The 25,364-nt window shown below is 74.4% G+C and carries 15 protein-coding genes; 12 read left to right on the top strand and 3 right to left on the bottom strand.

Annotated elements, in window-relative coordinates; translation table 11 throughout:
• Positions 1-26: 26 nt before the first annotated feature.
• The 5 genes from AB0B39_RS24480 (at position 27) to AB0B39_RS24500 (ending at position 5,460) form a co-directional block, all read left to right on the top strand.
• Complete coding sequence (locus AB0B39_RS24480) at positions 27-1,841, top strand: acyl-CoA dehydrogenase family protein (protein ID WP_357575489.1); 1,815 nt, start codon at positions 27-29, stop codon at positions 1,839-1,841.
• Entirely contained in the window at positions 1,841-2,893 is a 1,053-nt protein-coding gene (locus AB0B39_RS24485; RefSeq protein WP_357575490.1) for a phosphate acyltransferase PlsX, read from the top strand. Before AB0B39_RS24480 ends, AB0B39_RS24485 begins: the two co-directional genes overlap by 1 nt.
• Before the next feature lie 76 nt (positions 2,894-2,969).
• The gene (locus tag AB0B39_RS24490; protein WP_357575491.1) at positions 2,970-3,929 is read left to right on the top strand and encodes an ATP-binding cassette domain-containing protein; all 960 of its coding nucleotides are present in this window, start codon (positions 2,970-2,972) and stop codon (positions 3,927-3,929) included.
• The gene (locus AB0B39_RS24495; RefSeq protein WP_357575492.1) at positions 3,926-4,699 is read left to right on the top strand and encodes an ABC transporter permease; all 774 of its coding nucleotides are present in this window, start codon (positions 3,926-3,928) and stop codon (positions 4,697-4,699) included. The genes AB0B39_RS24490 and AB0B39_RS24495 overlap by 4 nt, the downstream gene beginning before the upstream one ends.
• Entirely contained in the window at positions 4,696-5,460 is a 765-nt protein-coding gene (locus AB0B39_RS24500) for an ABC transporter permease (protein ID WP_357575493.1), read from the top strand. The genes AB0B39_RS24495 and AB0B39_RS24500 overlap by 4 nt, the downstream gene beginning before the upstream one ends.
• Positions 5,461-5,488: 28 nt before the next feature.
• Here the strand turns inward: AB0B39_RS24500 and AB0B39_RS24505 are convergent, their stop codons facing one another.
• Positions 5,489-6,328: a thioesterase family protein gene (locus AB0B39_RS24505; RefSeq protein ID WP_357490387.1), complete on the bottom strand. Its 840-nt coding sequence runs from the start codon at positions 6,326-6,328 to the stop codon at positions 5,489-5,491.
• 78 nt (positions 6,329-6,406) lie between these two features.
• On the opposite strand from AB0B39_RS24505, the gene AB0B39_RS24510 reads away from it, so the two are divergent.
• Entirely contained in the window at positions 6,407-7,567 is a 1,161-nt protein-coding gene (locus tag AB0B39_RS24510) for an acyl-CoA dehydrogenase family protein (RefSeq protein WP_357575494.1), read from the top strand.
• Positions 7,568-7,600: 33 nt separating this feature from the next.
• Complete coding sequence (locus AB0B39_RS24515) at positions 7,601-8,656, top strand: acyl-CoA dehydrogenase family protein (RefSeq protein ID WP_357575495.1); 1,056 nt, start codon at positions 7,601-7,603, stop codon at positions 8,654-8,656.
• Between the two features lie 80 nt (positions 8,657-8,736).
• Here AB0B39_RS24515 and AB0B39_RS24520 read toward each other — a convergent pair whose 3' ends face one another.
• Positions 8,737-9,132: a VOC family protein gene (locus AB0B39_RS24520; protein WP_344360591.1), complete on the bottom strand. Its 396-nt coding sequence runs from the start codon at positions 9,130-9,132 to the stop codon at positions 8,737-8,739.
• A 79-nt stretch (positions 9,133-9,211) separates the two neighbouring features.
• Between AB0B39_RS24520 and AB0B39_RS24525 the strand changes: the two genes are divergently transcribed.
• Positions 9,212-10,741: a GMC family oxidoreductase N-terminal domain-containing protein gene (locus AB0B39_RS24525; RefSeq protein ID WP_234589599.1), complete on the top strand. Its 1,530-nt coding sequence runs from the start codon at positions 9,212-9,214 to the stop codon at positions 10,739-10,741.
• Between the two features lie 17 nt (positions 10,742-10,758).
• Here AB0B39_RS24525 and AB0B39_RS24530 read toward each other — a convergent pair whose 3' ends face one another.
• The gene (locus AB0B39_RS24530; protein WP_357575496.1) at positions 10,759-12,036 is read right to left on the bottom strand and encodes a condensation domain-containing protein; all 1,278 of its coding nucleotides are present in this window, start codon (positions 12,034-12,036) and stop codon (positions 10,759-10,761) included.
• Between the two features lie 78 nt (positions 12,037-12,114).
• On the opposite strand from AB0B39_RS24530, the gene AB0B39_RS24535 reads away from it, so the two are divergent.
• From AB0B39_RS24535 to AB0B39_RS24550, 4 genes are all read left to right on the top strand, one after another.
• Positions 12,115-13,083 (top strand): ferritin-like domain-containing protein, encoded by a 969-nt coding sequence (locus AB0B39_RS24535; RefSeq protein ID WP_234589604.1) that lies wholly within the window; start codon positions 12,115-12,117, stop codon positions 13,081-13,083.
• Positions 13,084-13,099: 16 nt separating this feature from the next.
• Positions 13,100-19,531: an amino acid adenylation domain-containing protein gene (locus AB0B39_RS24540; protein ID WP_357575497.1), complete on the top strand. Its 6,432-nt coding sequence runs from the start codon at positions 13,100-13,102 to the stop codon at positions 19,529-19,531.
• Positions 19,528-24,555, top strand: a complete 5,028-nt coding sequence (locus AB0B39_RS24545; RefSeq protein ID WP_357575498.1) for an amino acid adenylation domain-containing protein — start codon at positions 19,528-19,530, stop codon at positions 24,553-24,555. Before AB0B39_RS24540 ends, AB0B39_RS24545 begins: the two co-directional genes overlap by 4 nt.
• Before the next feature lies 1 nt (position 24,556).
• The coding region (locus AB0B39_RS24550; RefSeq protein WP_357575499.1) for an NAD(P)H-binding protein at positions 24,557-25,364 on the top strand (808 nt) is incomplete at its 3' end.

Genomic DNA, 25,364 nt, shown 5'->3' on the forward strand with positions numbered 1-25,364 from the left:
GTCACGTATTTACGGTGAGGTGCCGGATGACACCGGACGAGACGTCGGCGTGGCAACGACTCTGCCCCCTGCCGATGGCCCAGCTCGACCCGCTGCCGGCCATCGCCCGGCACCTGGATCACCCCGACACCGCGCGCCGGCTCGCGGCGGCCGACGCGGGGCGCACACCACCGGACGACGTCCTCGCCGACCTGCGGGAGATCGGCGTCGCCGCCGTGTACGACCCCGCCAGCGCCACCGCCGTGCACGTCAACGCCCTCAACGCGCAGGCCGCCCGGCACAGCGGAAGCCTCGCCATCACGCTCGGGGTCAACGCGCTGGCCCTGCTGCCGCTCTGCATCGCCGGCACGCCGCAGCAGCGCGACCGGGCCGGCGCGGTGCTGCGCGGCGGAGGCGCGGCCGCCATGCTGCTCACCGAGCTGGAGCACGGCAGCAACCTGGCCCGCACCGGCACCCGCGCCGACGCGGTCGACGGCGGATACCGGCTGACCGGGGAGAAGCACCTCATCAACGGCGGCACCCGGCACGACCTGCTGATCACCCTGGCCCGGCTCGCCGACACCGACCGCTTCGGCCTGTTCCTGGCCGAACGCGACGACACGGTGACGGCCCTGCCCCGGTGGCGGACACTGCCCGCCGTTGCCGCCGACATCTCCGGCGTACGGTTCGCCGGCACCCCGGCCCAACCGATCGGTACGCCGGGCGACGGGCTGACCATCCTGCAACTGACCCTGGCGCTGTCGCGCGGTGGTATCGGCTCACTCGCTTCCGGCGCCGCCAGCGGGGCGCTCGCTGCGGCCGTGGGGTACGCCCGCGAGCGCGACGTCTACGGCGGACCGATCGTGCACCTCGGCGCGATAGCCGAACACCTCGTGCGGGCGGCGGCCCTCGACGTGCTGGTCGCGGCGACCGCCGTGAAGGCCACCTTCCTCATCAACGCGCTCGGGCCGGCCGCCGCGTACGCCGCCGCGGTGGCCAAGTACGCCTGCTGCGAGCTGGCCGAGCAGGCCGTCACCGAGGGCCGCGCGGTGCTGGGGGCGCGGGCCCTCGTCGAGGAGTTCGGGTACGCCGCCCGGGTCCGTGACGTGCTCCTCTACGGCGTGTTCGACGGCACCCGCCACATCCTGCTGGACCAGTTGCAGTGGCGGTTGGAACGCTTCGCCGCCGGCTCCGACCGCTCCGGCGACGGCTATCCGGTGCTGGCCGAGGCGTACTCCGGGACGCCGCAACCGCTGGTGCGGGCCGCGCGGCTGCGACTGCGGCCGTACGCGCCGGGGCCGGCGGCCCGCACCGCGACGCTCGCCGCGCGCACCTGTCGTCCGGCGGTGGCCGCGCTCGGCGCGCTGTGCACCCGCCTGGTCGACCTGGTCGGGCAGGCCCGCCGCGACGGGCGGTGGGCCGCCGACCAGGCCTGGCGGTTCGCCGCTGCCGGCGTCCTCGCCGAGGCCGAGGCGCTGCTCGCCGCCGTCGAGCTGATCGACCCCGAGTGTCGTGCCGTCGCCGGCCTGCCCGGGCGGGCCGCCGCCCGGGACGAGGCGGCGCTGGGCTACGCGCTGGGTTGGCGCGGCGCGGACCTCGCCGCCCGGGTCGAGGTGCTCGCCGCCGACCTGCGTCCCGACCGCCCGGCCGACCCGCCGCACGGTCACCGGGATCTGGTCGTCGCGTTCGCGGGCGAGCTGGCGCCGGCCCGTACCGCCCTGCGCCACTGGCTGACCTCGCCACTGACCGAACCGGCCGGGCCGGCGACGGACGCGCCCGCAGGACCGTCGACACCGGACGAGCCCGACGGCATGACCGGCAGATCCGCCACGGCGGACCGGCTCGGCGCCGGGGTGCGGTGATGGCGGGCCGGGGCGCGTCACCGCAGCGGCGGCTGCGGGTGGCGGTCGACGTCGCCGGCGCGGATCTCGGGCCGGAGCCCGTCATCGCCGGCGCGCTGGCCGCGGCGGCCAGCGTGGACATCGCGCTGGTCGGCCCGCAGGCGCTCATCCGCGACCTGCTGCCCGGCGGTGTCGCGCCGGCGGGCGTACGACTGGTGCACGCCCCGGACGTGGTCGGCATGGGTGAGGATCCGGTGGCCGCGACGTACGCCAAGCGGCGCTCCTCGCTCCTGGTCGCCGCCGGGGAGGTGGCGGCGGGCCGGGCGGACGCCATGGTGACCCCGGGCAACACCGGCGCGGCGGTGCTCGCGGCCGCCGTCCGGCTGGGTCGGGTGCCGGGGGTGAGCAACCCGGCCCTGGCCACCGTGCTGCCGGTGCCGGGCGCCGGTCCGACGGTGCTGCTGGACATCGGCGCTACGGCGGCGGCCGTGCCGGAGTGGCTTGTCGAGTTCGCGGTGCTGGGCGCGGAGTACGCGCGGGGACGGTTGGGGCTGGCCGAGCCGCGGATCGGTCTGCTGTCCAACGGGCACGAGGCGGTCAAGGGCGGGCCGGTCCGGCGCGACGCGCACCTCCTGCTGGCCACGATGCCCGGGTACAGCGGTCAGATCGAGGCGTACGACGTGCTCGGAGGCCGCATCGACGTCGCGGTGACCGACGGGTTCACCGGCGACGTGGCGTTGAAGATGTACGAGCGGACGTTGGACGCCACCGTCGGCCTGGCGCTGGACGCGGTGCGGGCGTTCTCGCCCATCGGGGCGCTGGCGCGTGAGCGGCGGCGGCGGGTGACCCGCGCGGTGCGCGACGGGCTCGCGGCCGAGCCGGGGGGAGCGCTGCTCGGGGTACGCGGTGTGTGCGTGATCTGCCACGGAACGGCCACCGCCGTCGACGTCGAGTCGAGCGTGCGCATCGCGGGTGAGTGCGTCCGCTCGGGGGTGGTCGAGCGGATCGCCGCCGCGTTCGCGGCCTCGTCGCGCCAGCGACTACGCACCCGGCGCAGCCCGGTCGACGGATGAGTATTCGTTCTCGTATCTGGCTTTACACAGACAAGCGTTGATATGGTTCCGGCATTCCTGGCATGAGGGTGGTGCGATGTCACAACAGTTGATCCAGGTCAGCGATCTGCGCCGGTCGTTCGGCGCGACGGCGGCTGTCGACGGGGTGAGCTTCGAGGTGGCCGCGGGTGAGGTGGTCGGCCTGCTCGGGCCCAACGGCGCCGGCAAGACCACCACGATCCACTGTCTCACCACGCTGCTGAAGCCGGACTCCGGCACCGCCCGCGTCGCCGACTTCGACGTCGTCGCCCAGGGCGCCGAGGTGCGCCGCAGCATCGCGGTCACCGGCCAGTTCGCGGCCCTCGACGAGCTGCTGACCGGCCGGGAGAACCTGGTGCTGTTCGGCCGGTTGCTCGGGCTGGGCCGGCAGGCGGCCGCCGCCCGCGCGGACGAGCTGGTCGACCGCTTCGACCTGGGCGAGGTGGCGGGCAAGGCGGTACGCACCTACTCCGGTGGCCTGCGCCGCCGCCTCGACCTGGCCGCGAGCCTGGTGGTCGACCGGCCCGTGCTGATCCTCGACGAGCCGACCACCGGCCTGGACCCGCGCAGCCGGCGGGCGCTGTGGGAGGTCGTCCGGGAGCTGCGTGACGGCGGCACGGCCGTGCTGCTCACCACGCAGTACCTGGAGGAGGCCGACCAGTTGGCTGGGCGGGTCCTGCTCATCGACCACGGCCGGGTCGCCGCCGAGGGCACCCCCGACGAGCTCAAGCGTCAGCTCGGCGGCGCGGTCTGCGAGGTGCGCATCGAGGACCCGCGGGCCCGGGCGGTCGCGGCCTCGCAGCTGCGGGCGGCGTTCGAGGGGCTGACCGAGGACGAGGACGTGCTGCGGCTGGCCGCCGGCTCCGGCACCCTGACCGAGGTGGTGCGGCGGCTGGAGTCGGCGGGTGTGGAGGCCGACGACGTCACCGTGCGGCGGCCCACCCTGGACGAGGTGTTCCTGTCCCTGACCGGGTCCGACGACACCGAGAAGGCGGACGCGGCGGGGGCCGGCCGGTGAGCACCGCGACGGCGGTGCCGGCCGGCGGGCTGCGGCAGTTCGCCGTCCTGGCCGCCCGCAACCTGCGCCAGGCCCGCGCGGGCCGGTCGGTCGGTCTGACAGTCGTGTTCCCGCTGACGTTCTTCGCCGGTTTCATGGTGGTCTTCCAGCGGCTGATGTCCGACTACGGGATCGCCTACGAGCAGTTCCTTCCGCCCGCGATCGTCGTGCAGACCACAGCCCTGGTCGCCATGTCGGCCTGCTACCTGATCGCCGGCGACGCCCGTAGCGGTCTGATCTCCCGGTACCGGACGCTGCCGATGAGCGCGGTAGTGGTGCCGGCGGCCCGGCTCGTGGTGGACGCCGCCCGCGCCGCCGTCGCGGTGGCGGTGATCCTCCTCGCCGCGGTGCTCGTCGGTTTCCGGTTCACCGCCGGAGCGGCCCGCGCCGCGGGCTTCGTCCTGCTGGCGGTCGGCTTCGCGGTGGTGCTCGCGGCCGGCTGCGCGGCACTGGGGCTGGGCGCCCGCGACCCCGAGCAGGTGTACTCGGCGCTGACCCTGCCGTACCTGGTGCTCACCACGGTCTCCACCGCCTTCGTCCCGGTCGACGCGTTTCCGGGCTGGCTGCAACCGGTGGTCGAGGTGTCACCGTTCTCCGCGCAGGTCGACGCGTTGCGGGCGCTGTCCACCGAGGGCGCCGACGCGAGGGTGTGGCCGGCGCTGGTCTGGTTGCTGGTCCTGGGGCTGCTGTTCGGCTCGGCCGCGGCACGTTCGTTTCGGAGGAGCCGATGAGTACCGTCACGCAGGCCTCGCTGTTCGCCGGGCGTAACCTTCGCCGTTTCTTCCGGGCGCCGCCCGCGCTGGTCTACTCGTTCGCGTTCCCGGTGCTGCTCCTGCTCACCCAGTACGCGGTGTTCGGCCGGATCGTCGGTGACGGCGACCGGCAGCACTACCTGGAGCGGTTGGCTCCGCTGGTGGTGCTGTCCACCGCCGCGTTCGGGTCGCCGTCGAGCGCCGTCGGGTTCCTGCGGGACCTGCGCGGTGGGCTGGTCGACCGGCTGCGCACCATGCCGGTGGCGCCGGGGGCGCTGCTGGCCGGTCGGGTCGTCGGTGACGTGCTGCGCATCGTCGGCATCGGAGCGCTCACCACTGGCGTGGCGATGCTGCTGGGTTTCCGGTTCCGGGAGGGGCCGCTGGCCGTCGTCGGCTTCTTCGCGGTGATCGCGCTGTTCGGTGTGTTGTGGGCGGCGATCGCGTTGTGGCGGGGCTCCGGCCCCGGTGACGAGGAGTCGCTGCCGCCGTCGCTGACCGGCCCGGCGACCCTGCTGTTCATCTTCTCCTCGGGGTTCGTGCCGGTGTCGGCGTTCCCCTCGGTGGTGCAGCCCGTGGTGCGGGCCAACCCGTTCTCGGTGGCCACCGCGGCGCTGGTCGGCCTGTCCAGCGGCGGGTCGGTGCGCTGGCCGGTGCTGCAGACCCTCGCGTGGGTGCTCGGTTTGGGTGGGGTGTGCCTGCTGGTGGCGGTGCGCCGGTTCGGTCGCCGCGCCGACGGCTGAGACCGCCGCGCCGACGGCTGAGACCCCGTCAGACGGGGCTGGCCATCCGGTAGAGCATCTGCTGTCCGCCGGTGGCCAGCAACAGCCCGCTGTCGGACCAGACGCGGGCGCGGGCGCCGAGCACCCCACCGGTGGCGGCGGCGGCCTCGCCCTCCACCAGCAGCCAGCCCGTGCCGTCGTCGCCGCCCTGGAAGCCCACGTACAGGTCCATGCTCGGGGCCATGAACGTGGTCCGCTCGAACGCCTGCACCACCGCCGGGAACTGCACGACGTCGACGGCGAAGACGAGCCGGGCCGCCGCCAGCCAGGGGTCCGCGTCGGCCGGCAGCTCCTCGTGCAGCCGCAGCCAGCCCCGGATGGTGGGCACACCGTCGCGTTGCGGCTGCCAGCCGCCGGCGGGCCAGCCGGACAGCCGTACCTCGTAGCACCGCTCCCAGATCGGCAGCACTGGCAGACCGTCGCGGCGCATCAGCTCGACAAGTGTGGGCAGCTCGTCGGGCTTGGGCAGGTCCGGTGGTGGCATCCAGCGCCGTTCGGGGCCGATGAGGCCGGCGGCGATGGTCCAGACGTACGCGGCGAGCAGGATCCGGCCGCGCTGGCGCAGGGTGACGTGCAGGGCTGCGGCGCGGCGGGTGCCGTGCACGCGGGTGACCTCGACGTCGACCTCGCCGTAGCGCGGGGGCGCGAGGAACTGGCAGCTCAGGCTCACCGGCAGCATGGCGCCGGCCTCCTCGCCCGCCGCGCGCAGCGCGATCGCGGCCAGGTAACCGCCGTTGGGCCCCCAGACCGACCAGTCCTCGCACAGGTGGGCCTGGTAGTGCCCGGCTGCGGTCTGTCGTACCGCGGCGTCGTCCGCGAGACTGGCCATCGAGGACCCCTTCCGGCGTCGGGACGCGTGAAAACAAGATACTGCAGATCAAAACCAGATACGAGTACGATGCGGCGCATGGATCTGCGTGACAGCGCCGAGGAGGCGGAGTTCCGGGCGGGCCTGCGGGCCTGGTTGGCGGGCGCGGTGCCGGTGACCGCCGGCCCGGACGGGGCGCCGCCGCAGGGTCGGTGGGGCGACATCGAGGCGGTGCGGTCGTTCACCCGCGCGCTGCACGCCGCCGGGTACGCGGGCCTGACCTGGCCGGCCGAGCACGGCGGGCGCGGGTTGTCCCCGGCCCACCAGGCGATCTACCTGGAGGAGACGGCCCGCGCCGAGGCCGCCGAGCACATCGGGGTCATCGGCCTGGGCATGGTCGGGCCGACAATCATCGCCTGCGGATCGCCCGAGCAGCGCGCCTGGTACCTGCCGCGCATCCTCACCGGGGACATCATCTTCTGCCAGGGCTTCTCCGAGCCGGAGGCCGGCAGCGACCTGTCCGCCGTGCGGACCGCCGCGCGCCGCGACGGCGACGAGCTGGTGGTGACCGGGCGCAAGGTGTGGTCGTCGTACGCCCACCTCGCCGACCACTGCCTGCTGCTGGCGCGCACCGACCCCGACCAGCGCCGCCACCGCGGGCTGACCTGCCTGCTGGTGGACCTGCGCTCGGCCGGCGTCACGGTGCGCCCGATCCGGCAGATGACCGGCGAGGCCGAGTTTGCCGAGATCGAGTTCGACGAGGTGCGGGTGCCGCTCGACGCGGTGGTCGGTGCGCTCGACGACGGGTGGCGGGTCGCGATGACCACCCTCGCCCACGAGCGGGGCACCTTCGGGTTCACCCTGACCGCCCGGCTGGACGTGGCGTTCCGCCGGCTGGTCGCGACCGCCAAGGCCCGTGGCCGTGACACCGACCCGGTCGTGCGCGACCAGATCGCCGCCCGCTACGTCGAGTTGGAGGGTCTGCGCTGGACCAACCGGCGTGCGCTGGCCGCGTTGGCGCGTACCGGGGTGCCCGGCCCCGAGACGTCGGTGATCAAGCTGCGCTGGTCGCAGGCGCACCAACGGCTCACCACCCTCGCCGTGCAGCTGCTCGGCGACGACGCCGAACCGGACGGTTGGGACCGCTACTGGCGGCACCAGATGCTGCGCAGCCGCGCCAACACCATCGAGGGCGGCACCTCCGAGGTGCTGCGCAACCTGGTCGCCGAGCGCGTACTGGGCCTGCCCCGGTCGTACTGACGCACCGACTCGCCCACGACAAGGGGAGACCTCATGGACTTCGCACTGACCGGGGAGCAGGAGGCGCTGCGGGACACCGCGGCGAAGTACCTCGCCGACGACCGGGCCACCGACGACGGCCAGGCGTGGCCCGAGGTCACCGACCTGGGCTGGCTCGACGTCGAGCTGGGCACCGTCGAGCTGGCGCTGCTCGCCGAACGGCTGGGCTGGGCGCGCAGCCCATCACCCTGGTGGGCCACCGTGGGCCTCGCCGGCCCGGCGTTGCGGGCGGCGGGCCGGCCCCTCGCTGCCCCCGCGACGCTGGCCTGGGCGTGGACGAACGGCCCCGGCACCCTCGGCGAGGCGGTGGCCGCCGCCCGTGCGCCGGCGTTCACCCCGGGGGTCGGCTGTGCCGTCGCCGCCGACGGGACGCTCACCGGCCGCGCGATCCGCGTGCCACACGCGCTCGACGTGGTGGACCTGGTGGTGGTCGCGACCGGGCCGGGCGGGATCGAGCTGCGCCTGGTCGACGCGTCGGCGGCGCGGGCGACGCCGGCCGGGGCCGGCGGGCAGGCCCTGGACCCGAGCCGTCAGGTCTCGACTGTGGAGCTGACCGGCGTACCGTCGACGCTCCTCGTGGCGGCGGACGCTGCTGCCGACGTGCTCGCGCTGACCCGGCGGCGGACCCTGGCGCTGCTCGCCGCGGAGGCCGTCGGCGTGGCGGCGAGGGCGCTGGCCTGGGCCAGCGGGTACGCCGCCACCCGCACCCAGTTCGGAGCGCCGATCGGCGCCAACCAGGCGGTCGCGCACCCCCTCGCGGAGTGCTACGGCCAGGTCGAGACGGCCCGGTCGCTGGCCTACCGGGCCGCGTGGGCGGTCGACGCCGAACCGGGCCAGGTCGCCGACCGGGCGGTGCTCACGGCAGGTGTGGCCGCCCGGGAGGCCGCGATGACCGCCTGCGAGGTGGCCATCCAGACGTACGGCGGCAGCGGCTTCACGTGGGAGCAGCCGCTGCACCACTGGTATCGCCGGGCGTGGTGGCTGGCGACCTTCGACGGCACCGTCGCCGGCACCCGGGCCGAGCTGGCCGGCCTGTTGCTGGACGATTGACCCCGCCGCGAAGCTCGTGGGCCGAGCCGGGCCCCACGGCGGCGGAAGCTGCCCGCGCGCCGTGGGTCAGCGGTCGATGGTCAGGACGAGCCGGGTCGGTAGGAGCCGAAGCTCCACAGGTTGCCCTCGGCGTCGCGGACCGAATAGCCCTGGCCGCCGTAGTCCTCGTCGCGGAGCTTCTGCACGACCTCGGCGCCGGCGGCGACGACCCGTTCGTAGTGCGCCGCCACGTCGTCGAGCACCACATAGGTCGCGGCGGGCCCGGTGTCCAGAACGAGCCGGCCGTCGCTGCCGTCCGTCTGGGAGGCGAGCATGACCATGCCGTTGCCCCAGGTCAGTTGCGCGTGACTGATGGAGTCGTCCGGGCCGGGGACGACCAGCTCGGCGCGGAAACCGACGACGTCGACCAGCCACTGGATGGCGGCCGGCGCGTCGCGGTAGCGCAGGGTGGGGATGACTTCCGGGCCTCTGCTCATACCCGAGAGTCTAATGAAGAATCGCGGATAGCACATGTGATGCGTCCTGGCATGTCGTGTGTTCGGCTACGCTGAGCCCATGCTTCGCTACGATTTCGTGGTCGTCGGTGCGGGCGCGGCCGGCGCGGTGCTCGCGGCCCGCCTGAGCGAGGATCCGGCCCGTTCCGTGCTGCTGCTGGAGGCTGGCCCCGACCTGGTCGGGGCCGCGGTGCCCGAGGCGTTGCGGACCGGTTCGGTGGAGGCCGAGGACGGCTTCGACTGGGATCTGCGGGCGACAGTCGTCGCCGGGCGGGAAGCGCCGCTGCGGCGGGGTCGGGTCGTCGGCGGCTCGACGCAGATCAACGACCGGGGCGCGATGCGGGCCCCGGCCGCCGACTTCGTCTCCTGGGGCGGCCGCGGCCTGCCGGAGTGGGACTGGCCGGCGGTGCTCCCGGCGTTTCGCCGGTTGGAGGCCGACCAGCAGTTCGGCGACAGTGACCACCACGGCGCCGACGGGCCCGTCCCGATCACCAGGTGGCCGCGCGGTGAGCTGACGCCGGCGATGGACGGCTTCCTGCAGGCCACGCTCGGCTTGGGCCACGACTACCAGGAGGACATGAACGCCCCCGACGCCGTCGGCATCGGGACGTACCCGCAGAACCGGCGCGACCGGCTGCGGATGTCCACCGCCCTCACCCACCTCGACCCGGCCCGGTCGCGGTCCAATCTGGTCGTTCGCGGCGACGCCGAGGTCGAGCGCGTGCTGCTCGACGACGGTCGGGCAGTGGGTGTGCAGGTCGCGGGGGAGCGGATCGACGCCGGGGAGGTCATCCTCTGCGCCGGCTCGCCGTACAGCCCGGCTCTGCTGCTGCGCTCGGGGATCGGCCCCGCCGACGAACTGCGCGCGGCCGGCGTCACGCCGCTCGTCGACCTGCCCGGCGTGGGCGCCGACGTGATCGACCAGCCCGGCGCGATCATCCTGGTGGTCCCCGAGCCGGAGACGATCGGCGGCGACTGGCCGCGTACGCAGCTCATCGCCCGGCTCGCCGGCATCCCGGGTCACGAGGCCGACCAGGCGTTCTACCTGAGCCTGTTCACCGGCATGAGCACGTCGCGGGGCCCCGGCGCGGGTCTGGACCGGATCATCGGCGTCGACCAGGTCAACACCGTGATGATCGGCGACATGGCGATGGCCTCGCGCGGGCGCATCTCGGTGCGCGACGCCGACGGGACGAGCCCGCCCGTTGTCGACCTCGGGTTCTACACCGCCGAGGGTGATCTGGCCCGGATGCGCGACGCGTACCGGCACGCGTGGGAGATCGCCAACCAGGCCGCCTTCACCAAGACTGTCGCCCGGTTCGCACTCGTCGACGACGCGGTGGTGGGCGACGACGAACAGCTCGACCACCTGCTGCGCGCCACCACGTACAGCCGGTTGAACCTGGTCGGCGGCGCGCGGATGGGCGCGGCCGACGACCCGGGCGCGGTAGTGGACGGGCGGTGCCGGGTGCGCGGCGTGGCCAACCTGCGGGTCGTCGACGCCAGCATCGTTCCGGTGCCGCTGCGCGCGCCGGCCGCGTTGACCAGCATCATGATCGGCGAACGCGGGGCCGAGCTGATCGCGGGCTAGGGGTGTCGACACCCGCCCTAGCGGCGTAGCAGCGCCGACAGCGCGACGGCGGGGTTGCCCACCACCGCCCGCGCCACGGTGACGTAGCCGTCGAGCAGGCGTTCGGCGTCGGCCGGGGCGAGCCGTGGCGTGTGGAACAGCACCACGCGCAGGCCGTCGCCGCGCGGGGCGAGAGCCAGCTCGGTGCCGAAGCGGCTGCCGATCGCCTCGGGGACGAGCAACTCGAACTCGGTGTCGCCGACGCGTACGCGGTGGGACAGCTCGGCCATCATCTGGAACACCACGTCGTCGACCCGGCCGCCCAGGTTGGCGCTGCCGGTGGCGACGGCCTGGTAGGGCTGCTCCTGGTTGGCGAACGCGGCGGCGGTCGTCGCGTGGGTCGCCTGGAGCAGGGCCGCGAAGGTGGCGAACGGCGGCAGCCGGGTGCGCAGCACCACCATGTTGGCGCAGAACCCGACGGTGCGTTGGCTCTCCGGCCGGGCACGGTTGGCGAACAGCGAGGCGACGGCGAGGTCACCCTGCCCGGTGACCCGGTGCAGGACGGCGTAGTAGACGGCCAGGGCCACGGTGAACAGCGTCGTGCGGTGTCGCCGGGCCAGGGCGCGCAGCCCGTCGGCGACGTCGGCGTCGAGGTCCCGGGCCAGCACGCCCGGGGTGGCGTCCGGGGGCGGCTCGCGGTACGGCAGGCGCGGCAGCCGCAGCCCGGTCAGCTGAGCGCGCCAGAACTCGCGTTGCCGGTCCAGCTCGGTGCCGGCCAGCCGATCCTCCTGCCAGGTGACGAACTGCGGGTACTGCCAGCGCACCGGGGGCAGCTCGGCGTGCGCGTCGGCGTAGAGGGTGCGCAGCTCCTCGAAGAGCAGCCCGCACGACCACGCGTCGGTGACCAGGTGGTGCATGGTGAAGCACACGATCACCTCGTGGTCGCTGACCCGCCAGGCGGTGGCCCGGGTCGGCCACTGGGTGACGTCCACCCGGGTGGCCAGCTCGGTGGTGACGGCGGCGTCGGCGGCGGCGTGCGGATCCGGCTCGCCGCGCAGGTCGACGACCCGCAGCTCGACGGGTCGGGGGTCGTGCACGAGCTGGGACAGCCGTGGTCCGCGACCCACGACGGTGGTCCGCAGCGCCTCGTGCCGTGCGGTCAGCGCGGTGAGCGCCCGCTCCAGCGCGCTCAGGTCGACCGCGCCGGTGAGGCGGCACAGCAGCGGGCAGTTCAACGCCCCGTGGTCCGCCCGGTAGTGCTCGATGATGCCGAGCAGTCGCTGTCCCACGGAGGCCGGTACGGGTCGGGGGGCCACGCCACGACGGTACCGCCCGTCGTTGTATCTGTCATCAAGGGTCTGGCATCTTGTGTTCTCTCTCGGTACCTTGGGCGCATGTCTGGTCTGTCGGTGACCACCCCCGTGCGTGCGCAGCTGACGTGGCACTACGAGTCCGAGATGCCCCGGGTCCTCTCCCTGTACGAACGGGCCAAGAGCGCCCAGTGGAACGCCAGCACGGATGTCGACTGGTCGATCGAGGTGCCGTTCGGTGAGCCGCTGCCCGACGACTCCGCGTTCGCCATGGCGTCGTTCGAGGCGTCCCCGCTGGCGCGGCGCGGCCGACCCATGTGGGACACGTTCCGCTGGGAACTCCAGTCGTGGATGGTGAGCCAGTTCCTGCACGGTGAGCAGGGTGCGCTGGTGGTCGCCGCGCGCCTGGTCGAGGTGGTGCCCGACCTCGACAGCAAGTACTACGCCGCGAGCCAGGCCGCCGACGAGGCCCGGCACGTCGAGGCGTTCTCCCGCTACCTGCGCGAGAAGGTGCCGCACCCGTACCCGATCAACCCGGCGCTGTCCGAGCTGATCGAGGACCTGCTCTCCGACTCCCGGTGGGACATCACCGCGCTGGGCATGCAGATCGTGGTCGAGGCCCTGGCGATGGCCGCGTTCCGGCTGGCCAACAGCACCTTCCACGACCGCCTCATCTGCGACATCACCCGCCTCGTAGCCCGCGACGAGGCCCGGCACGTGTCGTTCGGGGTGCTGTCGCTGGAGGGCATCTACCGCGAGATGACAAGCGCCGAACTCGCCGACCGCGAGGAGATGGTGCTCGACTCGGCGAGTCTCATGCGCCGCCGGTTCCTGCTCGAGGACGTCTGGGACCGCATCGAGGTCGACCGGGGCGAGGGCGTCGACTTCGCCGCCCACAACGAGCTGATGATCAAGTATCGGCAGGCCATCTTCGCCCGCGTGGTCACCGCGCTGGCCAACATCGGCCTGCTGACTCCCCGCGTCCGCGAGGGCCTGGAGCGGCTGGACCTCATCGGGTTCGCCGACCGCTCGATCCGCGTTCCCCGCGCCTGAGGAGTCGGGAGGAGACATGCCAGTGCCGACCACGCTGACCCTCGACGGCATGTGCGACGACGTCGCGTCGCTGCTCGACGAGCCGGTGTCGCCCGACGAGGATCTGCTGGAACGCGGGCTCGACTCGATCGGGCTGATGCGGCTCGCCGCCCGCTGGGCCGGCGCGGGTCTCACCTTCGCCCAGCTCATCGAGCTGCGCACCGTCCGGCAGTGGCACGCGCTGGCCCACCCGGCCTCGCCCGCCGACGAGCCGGCCGCCACCGCCACCGCCATCGACGACGAGGTGACGATCGACTCGGACGAGCCGTTCGCCCTGGCGACCATGCAGCACGCGTACTGGGTCGGGCGGGCCGGGGAGCAGGCCCTCGGCGGTGTGGGGGCGCACTTCTACAACGAGTTCGACGGCCGGCAGGTGGACCCGGAGCGGCTGGACCGGGCCGTGAGCGCCCTGGTGCGACGCCACGACATGCTGCGCGCCCGCTTCCTCGACGACGGCCGGCAGCAGATCACCCCGGACGGCGCCTGGCCCGGCCTGACCGTGCACGACCTGCGTGACCTGCCGGCGTACGAGCGGGACCAGCGGCTCGCCGACCTGCGTGCCACCCTCTCGCACCGGACCCTGCGGGTGGACCGGGGCGAGGTGTTCGACATCCAGCTCTGCCTGCTGCCCGACGGGGCGAGTCGGGTGCACGTGGAGATCGAGATGCTGGTCGCCGACGCGCACAGCTTCCGGGTGCTCCTCGGCGACCTCGCCCACCTCTACCGCCGGCCCGACGAACCGCTGCCACCCATCGGCTACAGCTATCCCGAGTATTTGGCCACCCACGAGCGGCGTCGGGCCGACGCCCGCGAGGCCGCCGCCGGCTACTGGCGCCAGCGGGTGCCCGACCTGCCCGGCGGGCCCGACCTGCCGGTGGCCGTGGCCCCCGAGCGGGTCAGCGGGCACCGGGTGACCCGCCACCACCACTGGCTCTCCGGCGCCGACCGGGACCGCCTCGCCGCCCGCGCGCGCGAGCACGGCGTCACCCTGTCGATGGTGTTCCTGACGGCCTTCGCCGAGGTCCTGGCCGCCTGGAGCAGCCGGCAACGCTTCCTGCTCAACCTGCCGCTGTACGACCGGACGCCGTACCACCCGGACGTGCCGTCGCTCAGCGGGGACTTCACCAACCTGCTGCTGCTGGAGGTCGACGCCACCGACGAGGTGCCGTTCGTCGACCGCGCCCGCCGCCTCGGCGAGCAGTTCGCCCGGGACGTGGCGCACAGCGCGTACTCCGGAGTGGACGTGCTGCGCGACCTGGCCCGCGCCCGCTCCGAGCAGGCCGTGCTCGCCCCGGTGGTGTTCACCAGCGCGCTCAGCCTCGGCGATCTGTTCGGCACCGACGTGCGGGAGTGCTTCGGCGACCCGGTGTGGACGTCGTCGCAGACCCCGCAGGTGTGGCTGGACAACCAGGTCACCGAGCGCGAGGGGGGCCTGTACCTCAACTGGGACGTGGTGGCGGAGCTGTTCCCGACAGGTGTGTCGGAGGCGATGTTCGCCGCGTACGTCCGGCTGTTGACCTGCCTGATCGACGGCGACTGGGTCGCGTCGCCGGGCGACCTGCTGCCGCAGGAGCAGCGGGCCGTGCGTGAGCGGGTGAACGCGACGGCCGCGCCGATCACGCCGGGTCTGCTGCACGACGGGTTCTTTGCCTGCGCGGCCCGCCAGCCGGGTCGGGTGGCGTTGTGCGGTGACGGGGTGGCGGTGTCCTACGGGGACCTGGCCGCTCGGGCGTTGACGCTGGCCGGGGCCCTGTCGCGGGCCGGGGTCGCGCCGGGTGACGCGGTGGGGGTGTGCCTGCCCAAGGGCGTCGACCAGGTCGTCGCGGTGCTCGGCGTGCTCGCCGCCGGTGGCGTGTACGTGCCGGTCGGCGTGGACCAACCCGCCGCCCGGCGGGGCCGGATCTGGCAGCGCGCCGGCGTCCGGACTGTCGTTGGCGTCGACGGGCTCGACCCGGCCGGTGACGGCGGCCCGCCCCTGGACGGGTGCGTGCCCGGGGACGCGGCGTCGCTGGCGTACGTCATCTTCACCTCCGGCTCGACAGGTGAGCCCAAGGGCGTCGAGGTGCCACACTCCGCCGCCGGCACCACCATCGAGGCCATCCGCCAGCGGTTCGACATCGGCGCGGACGACCGGGTCCTGGCGGTGTCGGCGCTGGACTTCGACCTGTCGGTGTTCGACATCTTCGCGCTGCTCGGCGTCGGCGGGGCGGTCGTGCTGATCGGCGAGGAGCAGCGACGCGACGCGAACGCGTGGCGTCGGCTCGTCGACACGCACCGGGTCACCGTCTGGCAGTCGGTCCCCGCGCTGCTGGACATGCTGCTGACCGCCGCCGAGGCCGGCGGCGGGCTGAACCACCTCCGGCTCGCCCTGCTCGGCGGCGACTGGGTCGGTCTGGATCTGCGCGACCGCCTGGTGGCGCTGCGCCCGGACGCCCGGCTCGTCGCCCTGGGCGGCACCACCGAGACCGCCATCCACTCGACAGGCTTCGAAGTCGGTGAGGTGCCGGCGCACTGGCGGTCCATCCCGTACGGGGTGCCGCTGCCCAACCAGCGTTGTCGCGTGGTGGACGGGCGGGGGCGGGACTGTCCGGACTGGGTGGTGGGGGAGTTGTGGATCGGTGGGGCCGGGGTGGCGGCGGGCTACCGGGGCGATCCGGAGCGCACGGCGCAGCGGTTCGTGACGCACGACGGGGTGCGCTGGTATCGCACGGGTGACCTGGGTCGGTACTGGCCGGACGGGACCCTGGAGTTCCTCGGGCGGGCGGACTTCCAGGTCAAGATCCGGGGCCATCGCATCGAGTTGGGTGAGGTCGAGGCAACGCTGACCGACTGTCCCGGCGTACGCGAGGCCGTGGTGGTGGCCGTGGGCACCAGCATCCGCCGGCTCGCCGCCGCCGTCGTCCCCGAGGCGTCCGGCGTGGACCCGGAGACGGTACGGGCGTTCGTCGTCGACCGACTGCCCACGTACATGGTGCCCGAGCACGTCGCCGTGCTCGACGCGCTGCCGTTGAGCGGCAACGGCAAGATCGACCGGCCGGCGGTGGCACGACGGCTCGCCGAGGGTGCCGACCGGTCCACCGCGTTCGAGCCACCCGTCGGGCCGGTCGAGACGGCGCTGGCCACCCTCTGGGCCGACCTGCTCGGCGTGCCAACCGTCGGCCGCGCCGACAGCTTCTTCACCCTCGGCGGGGACAGCCTGCTCGCCACCCGCCTGCTCGGGCGGATGCGCTCGGCCGGCCTGGCCGGCGGACAACTGCGCCGCCTCTTCGCCGAGCCGACGCTCGCCGGGTTCGCCGCCGGCGTACGCCTCGACACGGGCGCCGCCCTGACCGGAACCTTCGTGGCCGACCCGGCGCACCGCCACGAGCCGTTCCCGCCGACCGACGTGCAGCGGGCGTACTGGATGGGCCGCAGCGGCGACTTCGCCCTCGGCGAGGTCGGCTCCCACTGGTACTGGGAGTTCGACGGCGAGGACGTCGACCTCGATCGACTCACCGCGGCCTGGAACCGACTGGTCCGCCGGCACGAGATGCTGCGGGCCGTCTTCGACGCCGACGGACGTCAACGCGTCCAACCCGAGGTGCCCGACGTGACCATCGAGGTCGGTGAGGGCGAGGCCGCGCTCACCGACCTGCGCGAACGGCTGTCGCACCGGATCGCCGACCCGACCCGCTGGCCGCTGGTGGCCATCGAGGCAGTCCGGTACGGCGAGCGCCGCGTCCGGCTGGCGTTCAGCTTCGACTACATCGTGCTCGACGCGCTCAGCATCGTGACCGTCTTCGCCGAGCTGTCCGCCCTCTACGTCGACCTCGACGCGCCGCTGCGCCCGATCGGCGTGTCGTTCCGCGACTACGTCCTCACCGCCCGGCCCGACGAGGCGACAGTCGAGGCCGACAGGCGCTACTGGTCGGCGCAGGCCGCGCAGCTGCCCCCCGCGCCGCGGTTGCCGCTCGCCGTCGACCCGGACCGGGTGCGCGCCCCCCGCTTCGTCCGCCACGCGGCACGGCTCGGCCCCACCGAGTGGACCGCCCTGGTCGACGCCGCCCGCGCCCACGGGGTCAGCCCGGCCGCCGTGCTCGCCACCGCGTACGCCGAGGTGCTCTCGGCCTTCAGCGCGCGGCCGGACCTCACCCTCAACCTGACCCTCTTCGACCGCCGCGAGGTGCACCCCGACATCGACCACGTGCTCGGCGACTTCACCTCGCTGCTGCTCGTCCCGCACCGTCCCGGCGCGGCCGACGACTTCCTGACCGTGGTACGTCGCCTCCAGGAGCGCATGTGGGACGGCATGGAACACAACGCCGTCTCCGCCATCTGGGTGCTGCGGGAGATCGCCCGGCGCACCGGCGCCCCCGCCGCCATGCCCGTCGTCTTCACCAGCGCGCTGGGCATCAGCGACGAGCTCGTCAGCATGGCGCTGCCGTTCGGCGAGCAGATCTGGGGCGCCTCGCAGACCCCGCAGGTGTGGCTGGACAACCAGGTCATGGAACGCGACGGTGGCCTCAGCATCAACTGGGACGTGGTGGCCGAGCTGTTCCCGCCCGACGTGGTGGAGACGATGTTCGCCGCGTACGTCGAGCTGCTGACCACCCTGGCGGCCGGGAACTGGGCGCGGCAGGTGCCGGTCGGGCTCCCCGCCGCGCAGCGGACCGTGCGTGAGCGGGTGAACGCGACGGCTGCGCCGATCACGCCGGGTCTGCTGCACGACGGGTTCTTTGCCTGCGCGGCCCGCCAGCCGGGTCGGGTGGCGTTGTGCGGTTACGGGGTGGCGGTGTCCTACGGGGACCTGGCCGCTCGGGCGTTGACGCTGGCCGGGGCGCTGACGCGCGCCGGGGTCGCGCCGGGTGACGCGGTGGGGGTGTGCCTGCCCAAGGGCGTCGACCAGGTCGTCGCGGTGCTCGGCGTGCTCGCCGCCGGTGGCGTGTACGTGCCGGTCGGCGTGGACCAGCCGGCGGTGCGCCGGGAGCGGATCCTCACCCGCGCCGACGTGAAGACCGTCGTCGGCGCGGACGGGCTCGACCCGGCCGGCGACGGCGGCCCGGCCCTGGACGGCTGCGTCCCGGTGGAGCCGGCGTCGCTGGCGTACGTCATCTTCACCTCCGGCTCCACCGGCGAGCCCAAGGGCGTCGAGGTGTCCCACGCGGCGGCCGGAAACACCATCGCGGCCGTCAACGACCGGCTGCGCCTCGGCCCGCACGACCGGGTCCTGGCCGTGTCGGCGCTGGACTTCGACCTGTCGGTGTACGACATCTTCGCGCTGCTCGGCGTCGGCGGGGCGGTCGTGCTGATCGGCGAGGAGCAGCGACGCGACGCCCGCGCCTGGCTGCGGCTCGTACGCGAGCACGACGTCACCATCTGGAACACCGTGCCCGCCCTGCTCGACATGCTGCTCACCGCCGCCGGCGACGAACCACTCGGCGCGTTGCGGCACGCTCTGGTCTCCGGCGACTGGGTCGGGCTGGACCTGCGGGACCGGCTGGTCGCCAGCCGACCGGACGCCCGGCTGACCGCCCTCGGCGGCGCCACCGAGGCGGGCATCTGGTCCAACGCGTTCGAGGTGGACGAGGTGCCGGCGCACTGGCGGTCCATCCCGTACGGCTTCCCGCTGCCCAACCAGCGCTACCGGGTCGTGGACGGGCGCGGGCGCGACTGCCCGGACTGGGTGGTGGGGGAGTTGTGGATCGGCGGGGCCGGGGTGGCGGCCGGCTACCGGGGCGATCCGGAGCGCACGGCGCAGCGGTTCGTGACGCACGACGGGGTGCGCTGGTATCGCACGGGTGACCTGGGTCGGTACTGGCCGGACGGGACCCTGGAGTTCCTGGGCCGGGCGGACTTCCAGGTCAAGATCCGGGGCCATCGCATCGAGTTGGGTGAGGTCGAGGCGGCTCTGACCGACTGTCCCGGCGTACGCGAGGCCGTGGTGGTGGCCGTGGGCACCACCACCCGCCGCCTCGCCGCAGCCGTCGTCCCCGAGCCGGGCGTCACCCTCGACCCGGCCGCCACCAGCGCGTTCGTCGTCGACCGGTTGCCCGCGTACATGGTGCCCGAGCACGTCGCCGTGCTCGACGCGCTGCCGTTGAGCGGCAACGGCAAGATCGACCGGCCGGCGGTGGCAACCCTGCTCGCCGGCGGCGACAGCGGACCGGCCGACGAGCCACCCCACGCCGGCCTGGAGAGCGACCTCGGCGCGCTCTGGGCCGAGCTGCTGAACTGTCCCGTTCCCGGCCGCACCCGCAACTTCTTCAGCCTCGGCGGGGACAGCCTGCTCGCCACCCGCCTGCTGGCCGCGCTGCGCGAACGCTACGGCGTCGACCTGCCGATGCGGGGCCTGCTCGACCGACCAACCATCGCGGACCTGGCCACCGCCGTGCAGCACGCCGCCGGCACGTACGAGGAAGGGGCCATATGAACGGGCAGGACCTCATCGCCGAGCTGGCGCAGGTCGGTGTGCAGCTCTGGGAGGAAGACGGCCAGCTCCGCTTCCGGGCCCCCACCGGCGTCCTCACCGACCAGCGCCGCGCCGCGCTCCGCCAGCACAAGGAGCAGGTGCTGGCCGTGCTGCGCGACGCCGCCGCGCCCACCGCGGTGCCGCACCCCGAGCAGCGGTACGAGCCGTTCCCGCTCACCGACGTGCAGAGCGCGTACCTGCTCGGGCGGGGCGACTCGTTCGCCTACGGCGGCGTCGGCTGCCACGGCTACGGCGAGCTGACGTTCACCGACCTGGACGTGGACCGGCTGGAACGCGCCTGGCACGAGGTCGTCGCCCGCCACGACATGCTGCGGGCCGTCGTCAACCGCGACGGCTCCCAGCAGGTACGACCCGACGTGCCGGCGTACCGCATCGAGGTGCGCGACGCCGACGCGGCCGGCTTCGCCGACGCGGTGGCCGCCACCCGGGCGGAGCTGGACCACCGCCGGTACGACCCGCAGCAGTGGCCGCTGTTCGCGTTGCGGGTCACCCGCGGCCCGCACCGCAGCGTCCTGCACTTCTCGATCGACTTTCTGATCTGCGACTTCGTCAGCATCAACATCCTGCTCGACGAGCTGGGCCGCCGCTACGCCGGCGACCCGCCCACCGACGAGCTGACCCTGACGTTCCGCGACCACCTGCTGGCCACCGAACCGCTGCGCGGCGGCCCCCGCCACGACGCCGACCGGGACTGGTGGCTGGCCCGGCTCGACGACCTGCCCCCGGCGCCGGAGCTGCCGCTGCGCGGCGACGCCACGGCCGCGCCACCCCGCTTCCGTCGCCTCGACCTGCGGCTCGACCCGACCGAGTGGGCCGGGTTGCGTCAGCGCGCCGGGCAGCACGGCATCAGCCCGTCGGGCGCGGTGCTCGCCGCGTACGTCGAGGTGATCGCCGCGTGGAGCGTGCACCCGCGCTTCACCGTCGACGTCACCCTGCTCAACCGGACGCCGACGCACCCGCAGGTGGACCGGATCGTCGGCGACTTCACCTCCGTCAGCCTGCTCGCCTTGGAGCAGAGCCCGGACGCGCCGGTGCAGGAGCGGGCCAAGCGCATCCAGGCGCAGCTCTGGTCCGACCTGGACCACCGCCGGTTCTCCGGCGTCGACGTCGTCCGCGAACTGGCCCGCCGTCGGGGCGCCGACGCCGCGCTGATGCCCATCGTCTTCACCAGCGCCATCGGGCTCGGCGGCGACACCGGCGTGGAGGGCTTCGGCGAGCTGGGCTACGGCATCAGCCAGACCCCGCAGGTCTGGATCGACTGCCAGAACATCGAACGCTCCGGCGGGCTGGCCACCAACTGGGACGTCCGCGAGGGCGTCTTCCCCGACGGGGTGGCCGACGAGATGTTCGCCGCGTACACCGCGTTGCTGCGCCGGCTGGCGGCCACCGACGAGGCGTGGGAGGAGCTGGCCCCGGTGGCGCTGCCCGAGGCGAGCGCCCGCCGCCGCGCCGAGGTCAACGACACCGCCGCGCAGCTGCCCGACGGGCTGCTGCACGAGGGGGTGCTCGCCCAGGCGCTGCGAACCCCGGACCGGGTGGCCGTGGTGGCCGCCGACGGCACCCTCACCTACCGGCAGCTCACCGGCCGTGCCACAGCGGTGGCCGCGCGGCTGACCGAGACCGGCTGCCGGCCCGGGGACCTGGTCGCGGTGGTCGCCGACAAGGGCTGGCGGCAGGTGGTAGCGGTGTTTGGCGCGCTGCTGGCCGGTGCGGCGTACGTGCCCGTCGACACGAACCAGCCGCCCGTGCGCCGCGACCTGATCCTCGACGGCGCGGGCATCCGGCACGTCCTCACCGAGGCCGACCGGGTGGACGGCAACTGGCCCAAGGCGGTCACGCCGATCGCGGTGGACGACCTGGACGGGCCCGCGCCGACGGCCCTGCCGGCCCGCACGGTCGGCCCGGACGAACGCGCGTACGTCATCCACACCTCCGGCTCGACCGGCACCCCGAAGGGCGTGGTGATCACCCACCGGGCGGCCCTGAACACCGTGGCGGACATCAACACCCGGTTCGAGGTGACGCCGGACGACCGGGTCCTGGGCCTGGCCAGTCTGGGCTTCGACCTGTCGGTCTACGACCTGTTCGGCCCGCCGGCGGTCGGCGCGGCGCTGGTGCTGCCCGCACCGCAGCGCCGGGGCGACCCGACCCACTGGGCCGAGCTGGTGGCCGAGAACGAGGTCACCATCTGGAACTCGGTGCCGGCGCAGATGCAGATGCTCGCCGACTATCTCGCCGCCGCGCCGATGGTCCGGGTCCCCTCGTTGCGGCTGGCCCTGCTCAGCGGCGACTGGATCCCGGTCACCCTGCCGGACCAGATCCGCGAGCTCGTCCCCGGTCTGGCGGTGGTCAGCCTCGGCGGCGCGACCGAGGCCGCCATCTGGTCGATCATCCACCCGATCGGGCGGGTCGACCCCTCCTGGCGCAGCATCCCGTACGGGGTGCCGCTGACCAACCAGACCTGGCACGTCCGCGACGCCGCGCTGCGGCCTCGCCCGGACTGGGTCGCCGGGGAGCTGTACATCGGCGGGGCTGGGCTGGCGCTGGGCTACCTCGGCGACGAGGCGCGCACCGCCGAGCGGTTCGTCACCGACCCGTCCAGCGGCGAGCGGTTGTACCGCACCGGCGACCTGGGCCGCTACCTGCCCGACGGCACGATCGAGTTCCTCGGCCGGGAGGACTTCCAGGTCAAGATCCGCGGTCACCGGATCGAGCTGGCCGAGGTCGAGTCGGCGCTTCTGGCGCACCCGGGCGTGGGCGGGGCGATCGCCGTGGTCGACGGCGACCGTCCACTGGAGAGACGACTGGCCGCCGTCGTACGGCCCGCCGCCGTCGAGCCCGGCCCCGGGCAGCCGGTCGACCCGGCCGGGCCCATCGCGGCCGGGTCCGCGCTCGTCGCCGGCACCGACCTGGGCGCGTACGCGGCGTACCTGCACGAGCTGGACCAGCTCGGCCTCGCCGCCATGCTGGACACCCTGCGCGCCGCAGGTCTCGCGCTCGACGACCGCCCGCACCGCCTGGACGAGATGTACGCCGCCACCCGCGTCGCACCCCGGCACCGCCGGCTGCTGCGCCGCTGGCTGCGGGCACTCACCGACAGCGGGGTGCTGCGCCACGACGACGACGGCTACCGGCTTATCGGCGGGCCACCGCCGGCCGCACGGGCCTGGGACGCGGTGGCCGAGCGGGCGGCGGCGGTCGGGGAGTCCCCCGAGCTGGTCCGCTACTTCCAGGCCAGCGCCGCGGCGCTGCCGGCGCTGCTGCGCGGCGACGAGGACCCCCTCGCGCTGCTCTTTCCCGGTGGTGAGCTGGAGGTGTCGGACAACCTCTACGCCGACGCCCTGTTCAACAGGTGGGCCAACGCGGTCGCGGCGGCGACCGTCCGGTCACTGGCCGAGCGGCTGGACGGGCCGGTGCGGGTCGTCGAGGTCGGCGCCGGGTCCGGCGGTACGACCGCGGCCGTGCTCGACGCACTGGACGGTCTCGACGTCGACTACCTCTACACCGACCTGTCGGCGTTCTTCCTCGGCGCCGGCCGGCAACGCTTCGCCGACCGGCCGGGGCTGCGTTTCGCACAGCTCGACCTCGACGCCGACCTGGCCGGGCAGGGGATGGCGCCGAACAGCGCCGACATCGTGATCGCCGGCGACGTCCTGCACGCCACCCGGGACGTGCCGGCCACCCTCGCGCGGCTGCGCGGGCTGCTCGCCCCCGGCGGGCACCTGGTGCTGCTGGAGATGACCCGGGAGCACTACCAGATCATGACGTCGCTGGAGCTGCTGGTGCGGCTCGACGACGACCTGGGCGACTTCGCCGACCTGCGCCACGGCACCGACCGCACGTTCCTCACCGGCGACGAGTGGCGTGATCTGCTCGCCGCCGCCGGGGCGTCGCCCGTACTCGACCTGCCGCCGGCCGCCGACCCGATGGCCGGGCTGGGCATGCGGATCATCGCCGCGCGGGTGAAGGCCGACCGGCGGCGGGTGGTGCCCGACGAACTGCGGGAGCACCTTGCCGACCGGCTGCCCGACTACATGATCCCGAGCGTGGTGCAGGTGGTCGACGAGCTGCCCCGCACGGCCAACGGCAAGCTGGACCGGGCGGCCGTACGCGCACTGGTGACGGCCACGACGGCCGGTCCCGAGGCGACCGCCACCGCCCCGCTCACCGAGGTGGAGGAGCAGATCGCGGCCGTCTGGGCCGACGTGCTGCGGGTGGAACGGGTCGGGCGGGACGCGGACTTCTTCGCCCTCGGCGGTGACTCCCTGCTCGCCGCGAAACTCGCCGGTCAGCTCGCCGAACGGGTGCCGGCCGCCGCCGACGTGTTCTTCGACGAGCTGCTGCGCCGGATCCTGGAGCACCCGACCGTCGCGGACCTGGCCGATCACCTGGCCGCCGTCGGCGGCGTCCGACCCGACGAGGAGCCGGCCGTCAGCGACACCGGCGAGGTGGTGACGCTGGCCGGTGCGGGCCCGGCGCGCTACGTGCTGGTGCACGACGGCAGCGGCAGCCTCGACTCCTACGCCGGGCTGGCCGAGCGGTTGGCCACCGGCGGGACCGTGTGCGGGATCGTCGACGGTGGCCTGCACCGATACGCGGGTCTCGACCCGGCGCCGCTTGTGCAACGCCTCGCCGCCGACTACGCGACCGCGCTGGCCGAGCACGTGTCGACCGGGGAGCTGACGCTTGTGGGCCGGGGTGCGGCAGGGGTGCTGGCGTTGGAGCTGGCCCGGCAGCTCACCGAGTCCGGGGTGGACGTCGCCACCCTGGTGATCGCCGACCCGGTCGACGGCGACGGCTACGGCAGCTCCCCGTACGCGGGTGACGTCACGGTGCTGTGCGCGGCGGAGCCGGACCCGACGAGCGTCGACTGGTGGCGCGACGTGTGCCTGGGGGAGTTGACCGTGCGACGGGTGCCGGACGATCCGGGCGAGTGGGCCGGCCCGATCGCCGGGGACGGCTGACGTGGCCGCGACGATCGCCCTGGTGGGCGCCACCGGCGGGGTGGGCCGGCACGCCCTGGCCCACCTCCTGGCCTGGGGCGTGGACGTCGTCCGCGCCGGCGCCCGCGACCCGGGCCGACTCGACGGCGACAACCCGCGCGTCCAGGCGCGGGCGGTGGACGTCACCGACCCGGCGAGCCTGGACGCGTTCTGCGCCGGCTGCCACACGGTCGTCAACTGCGCCGGACCGGCGGCCTCGATCGGCGACGCGGTGGCCCGCGCGGCGGCCCGCTGCGGCGCCGGCTACGTCGACGCGGCCGGCGACGAGCCGCTGCACGCGGCCGTGTCCGCCCTGCCCGGGGCCGCCGACCGGGTCGCGCTGCTCTCCGCCGGTCTGATGCCCGGCCTGTCCGGGCTGCTGCCCGCCCACCTGGCCACGCTGACGCCGGGGGCGCGGCGGATGACCGGGTACGTCGGGGGCCGCGACGGGTTCACGCCCGGCGCCGCCCTGGACTTCCTCGCCGCCGGCACCGCCGAGTACGGCGAGCCGTCGGCCGCGTGGCGCGACGGCGCGCGACGCAGCCGCGCCCTCGCCGCCCGGGCGGATGTGCCAGTGCCGTTCTTCGACGAGCCGGTGCTGGTGCAGCCGTACCTGAGCACCGAGACCGAGCGGGTCGCCCGCCGGCTCGGCCTCACCGACGTCGACTGGTGGTCGGCGTTCGCCGGCAGCCGGCGGGCGGGGGCGCCCGGCGCCGGGGCCCCGCCGGGCCGCGGGGGCGCGGCCGCGGCCCCGCCCGCCCGCGCGGGCCGGGGCGGGGCCCGCGGCTCAC

Source organism: Micromonospora sp. NPDC049114 (assembly GCF_040648635.1).
GTDB lineage: Bacteria > Actinomycetota > Actinomycetes > Mycobacteriales > Micromonosporaceae > Micromonospora.

What these genes read in the sequence shown, in the direction of transcription:
- AB0B39_RS24480 (WP_357575489.1), top strand. Translation starts at nt 27, where the DNA reads ATGACACCGGACGAGACGTCGGCGTGGCAACGACTCTGCCCCCTGCCG.
- AB0B39_RS24485 (WP_357575490.1), top strand. Translation starts at nt 1,841, where the DNA reads ATGGCGGGCCGGGGCGCGTCACCGCAGCGGCGGCTGCGGGTGGCGGTC.
- AB0B39_RS24490 (WP_357575491.1), top strand. Translation starts at nt 2,970, where the DNA reads ATGTCACAACAGTTGATCCAGGTCAGCGATCTGCGCCGGTCGTTCGGC.
- AB0B39_RS24500 (WP_357575493.1), top strand. Translation starts at nt 4,696, where the DNA reads ATGAGTACCGTCACGCAGGCCTCGCTGTTCGCCGGGCGTAACCTTCGC.
- AB0B39_RS24505 (WP_357490387.1), bottom strand. Translation starts at nt 6,328, where the DNA reads ATGGCCAGTCTCGCGGACGACGCCGCGGTACGACAGACCGCAGCCGGG.
- AB0B39_RS24510 (WP_357575494.1), top strand. Translation starts at nt 6,407, where the DNA reads ATGGATCTGCGTGACAGCGCCGAGGAGGCGGAGTTCCGGGCGGGCCTG.
- AB0B39_RS24515 (WP_357575495.1), top strand. Translation starts at nt 7,601, where the DNA reads ATGGACTTCGCACTGACCGGGGAGCAGGAGGCGCTGCGGGACACCGCG.
- AB0B39_RS24520 (WP_344360591.1), bottom strand. Translation starts at nt 9,132, where the DNA reads ATGAGCAGAGGCCCGGAAGTCATCCCCACCCTGCGCTACCGCGACGCG.
- AB0B39_RS24525 (WP_234589599.1), top strand. Translation starts at nt 9,212, where the DNA reads ATGCTTCGCTACGATTTCGTGGTCGTCGGTGCGGGCGCGGCCGGCGCG.
- AB0B39_RS24535 (WP_234589604.1), top strand. Translation starts at nt 12,115, where the DNA reads ATGTCTGGTCTGTCGGTGACCACCCCCGTGCGTGCGCAGCTGACGTGG.
- AB0B39_RS24540 (WP_357575497.1), top strand. Translation starts at nt 13,100, where the DNA reads ATGCCAGTGCCGACCACGCTGACCCTCGACGGCATGTGCGACGACGTC.
- AB0B39_RS24545 (WP_357575498.1), top strand. Translation starts at nt 19,528, where the DNA reads ATGAACGGGCAGGACCTCATCGCCGAGCTGGCGCAGGTCGGTGTGCAG.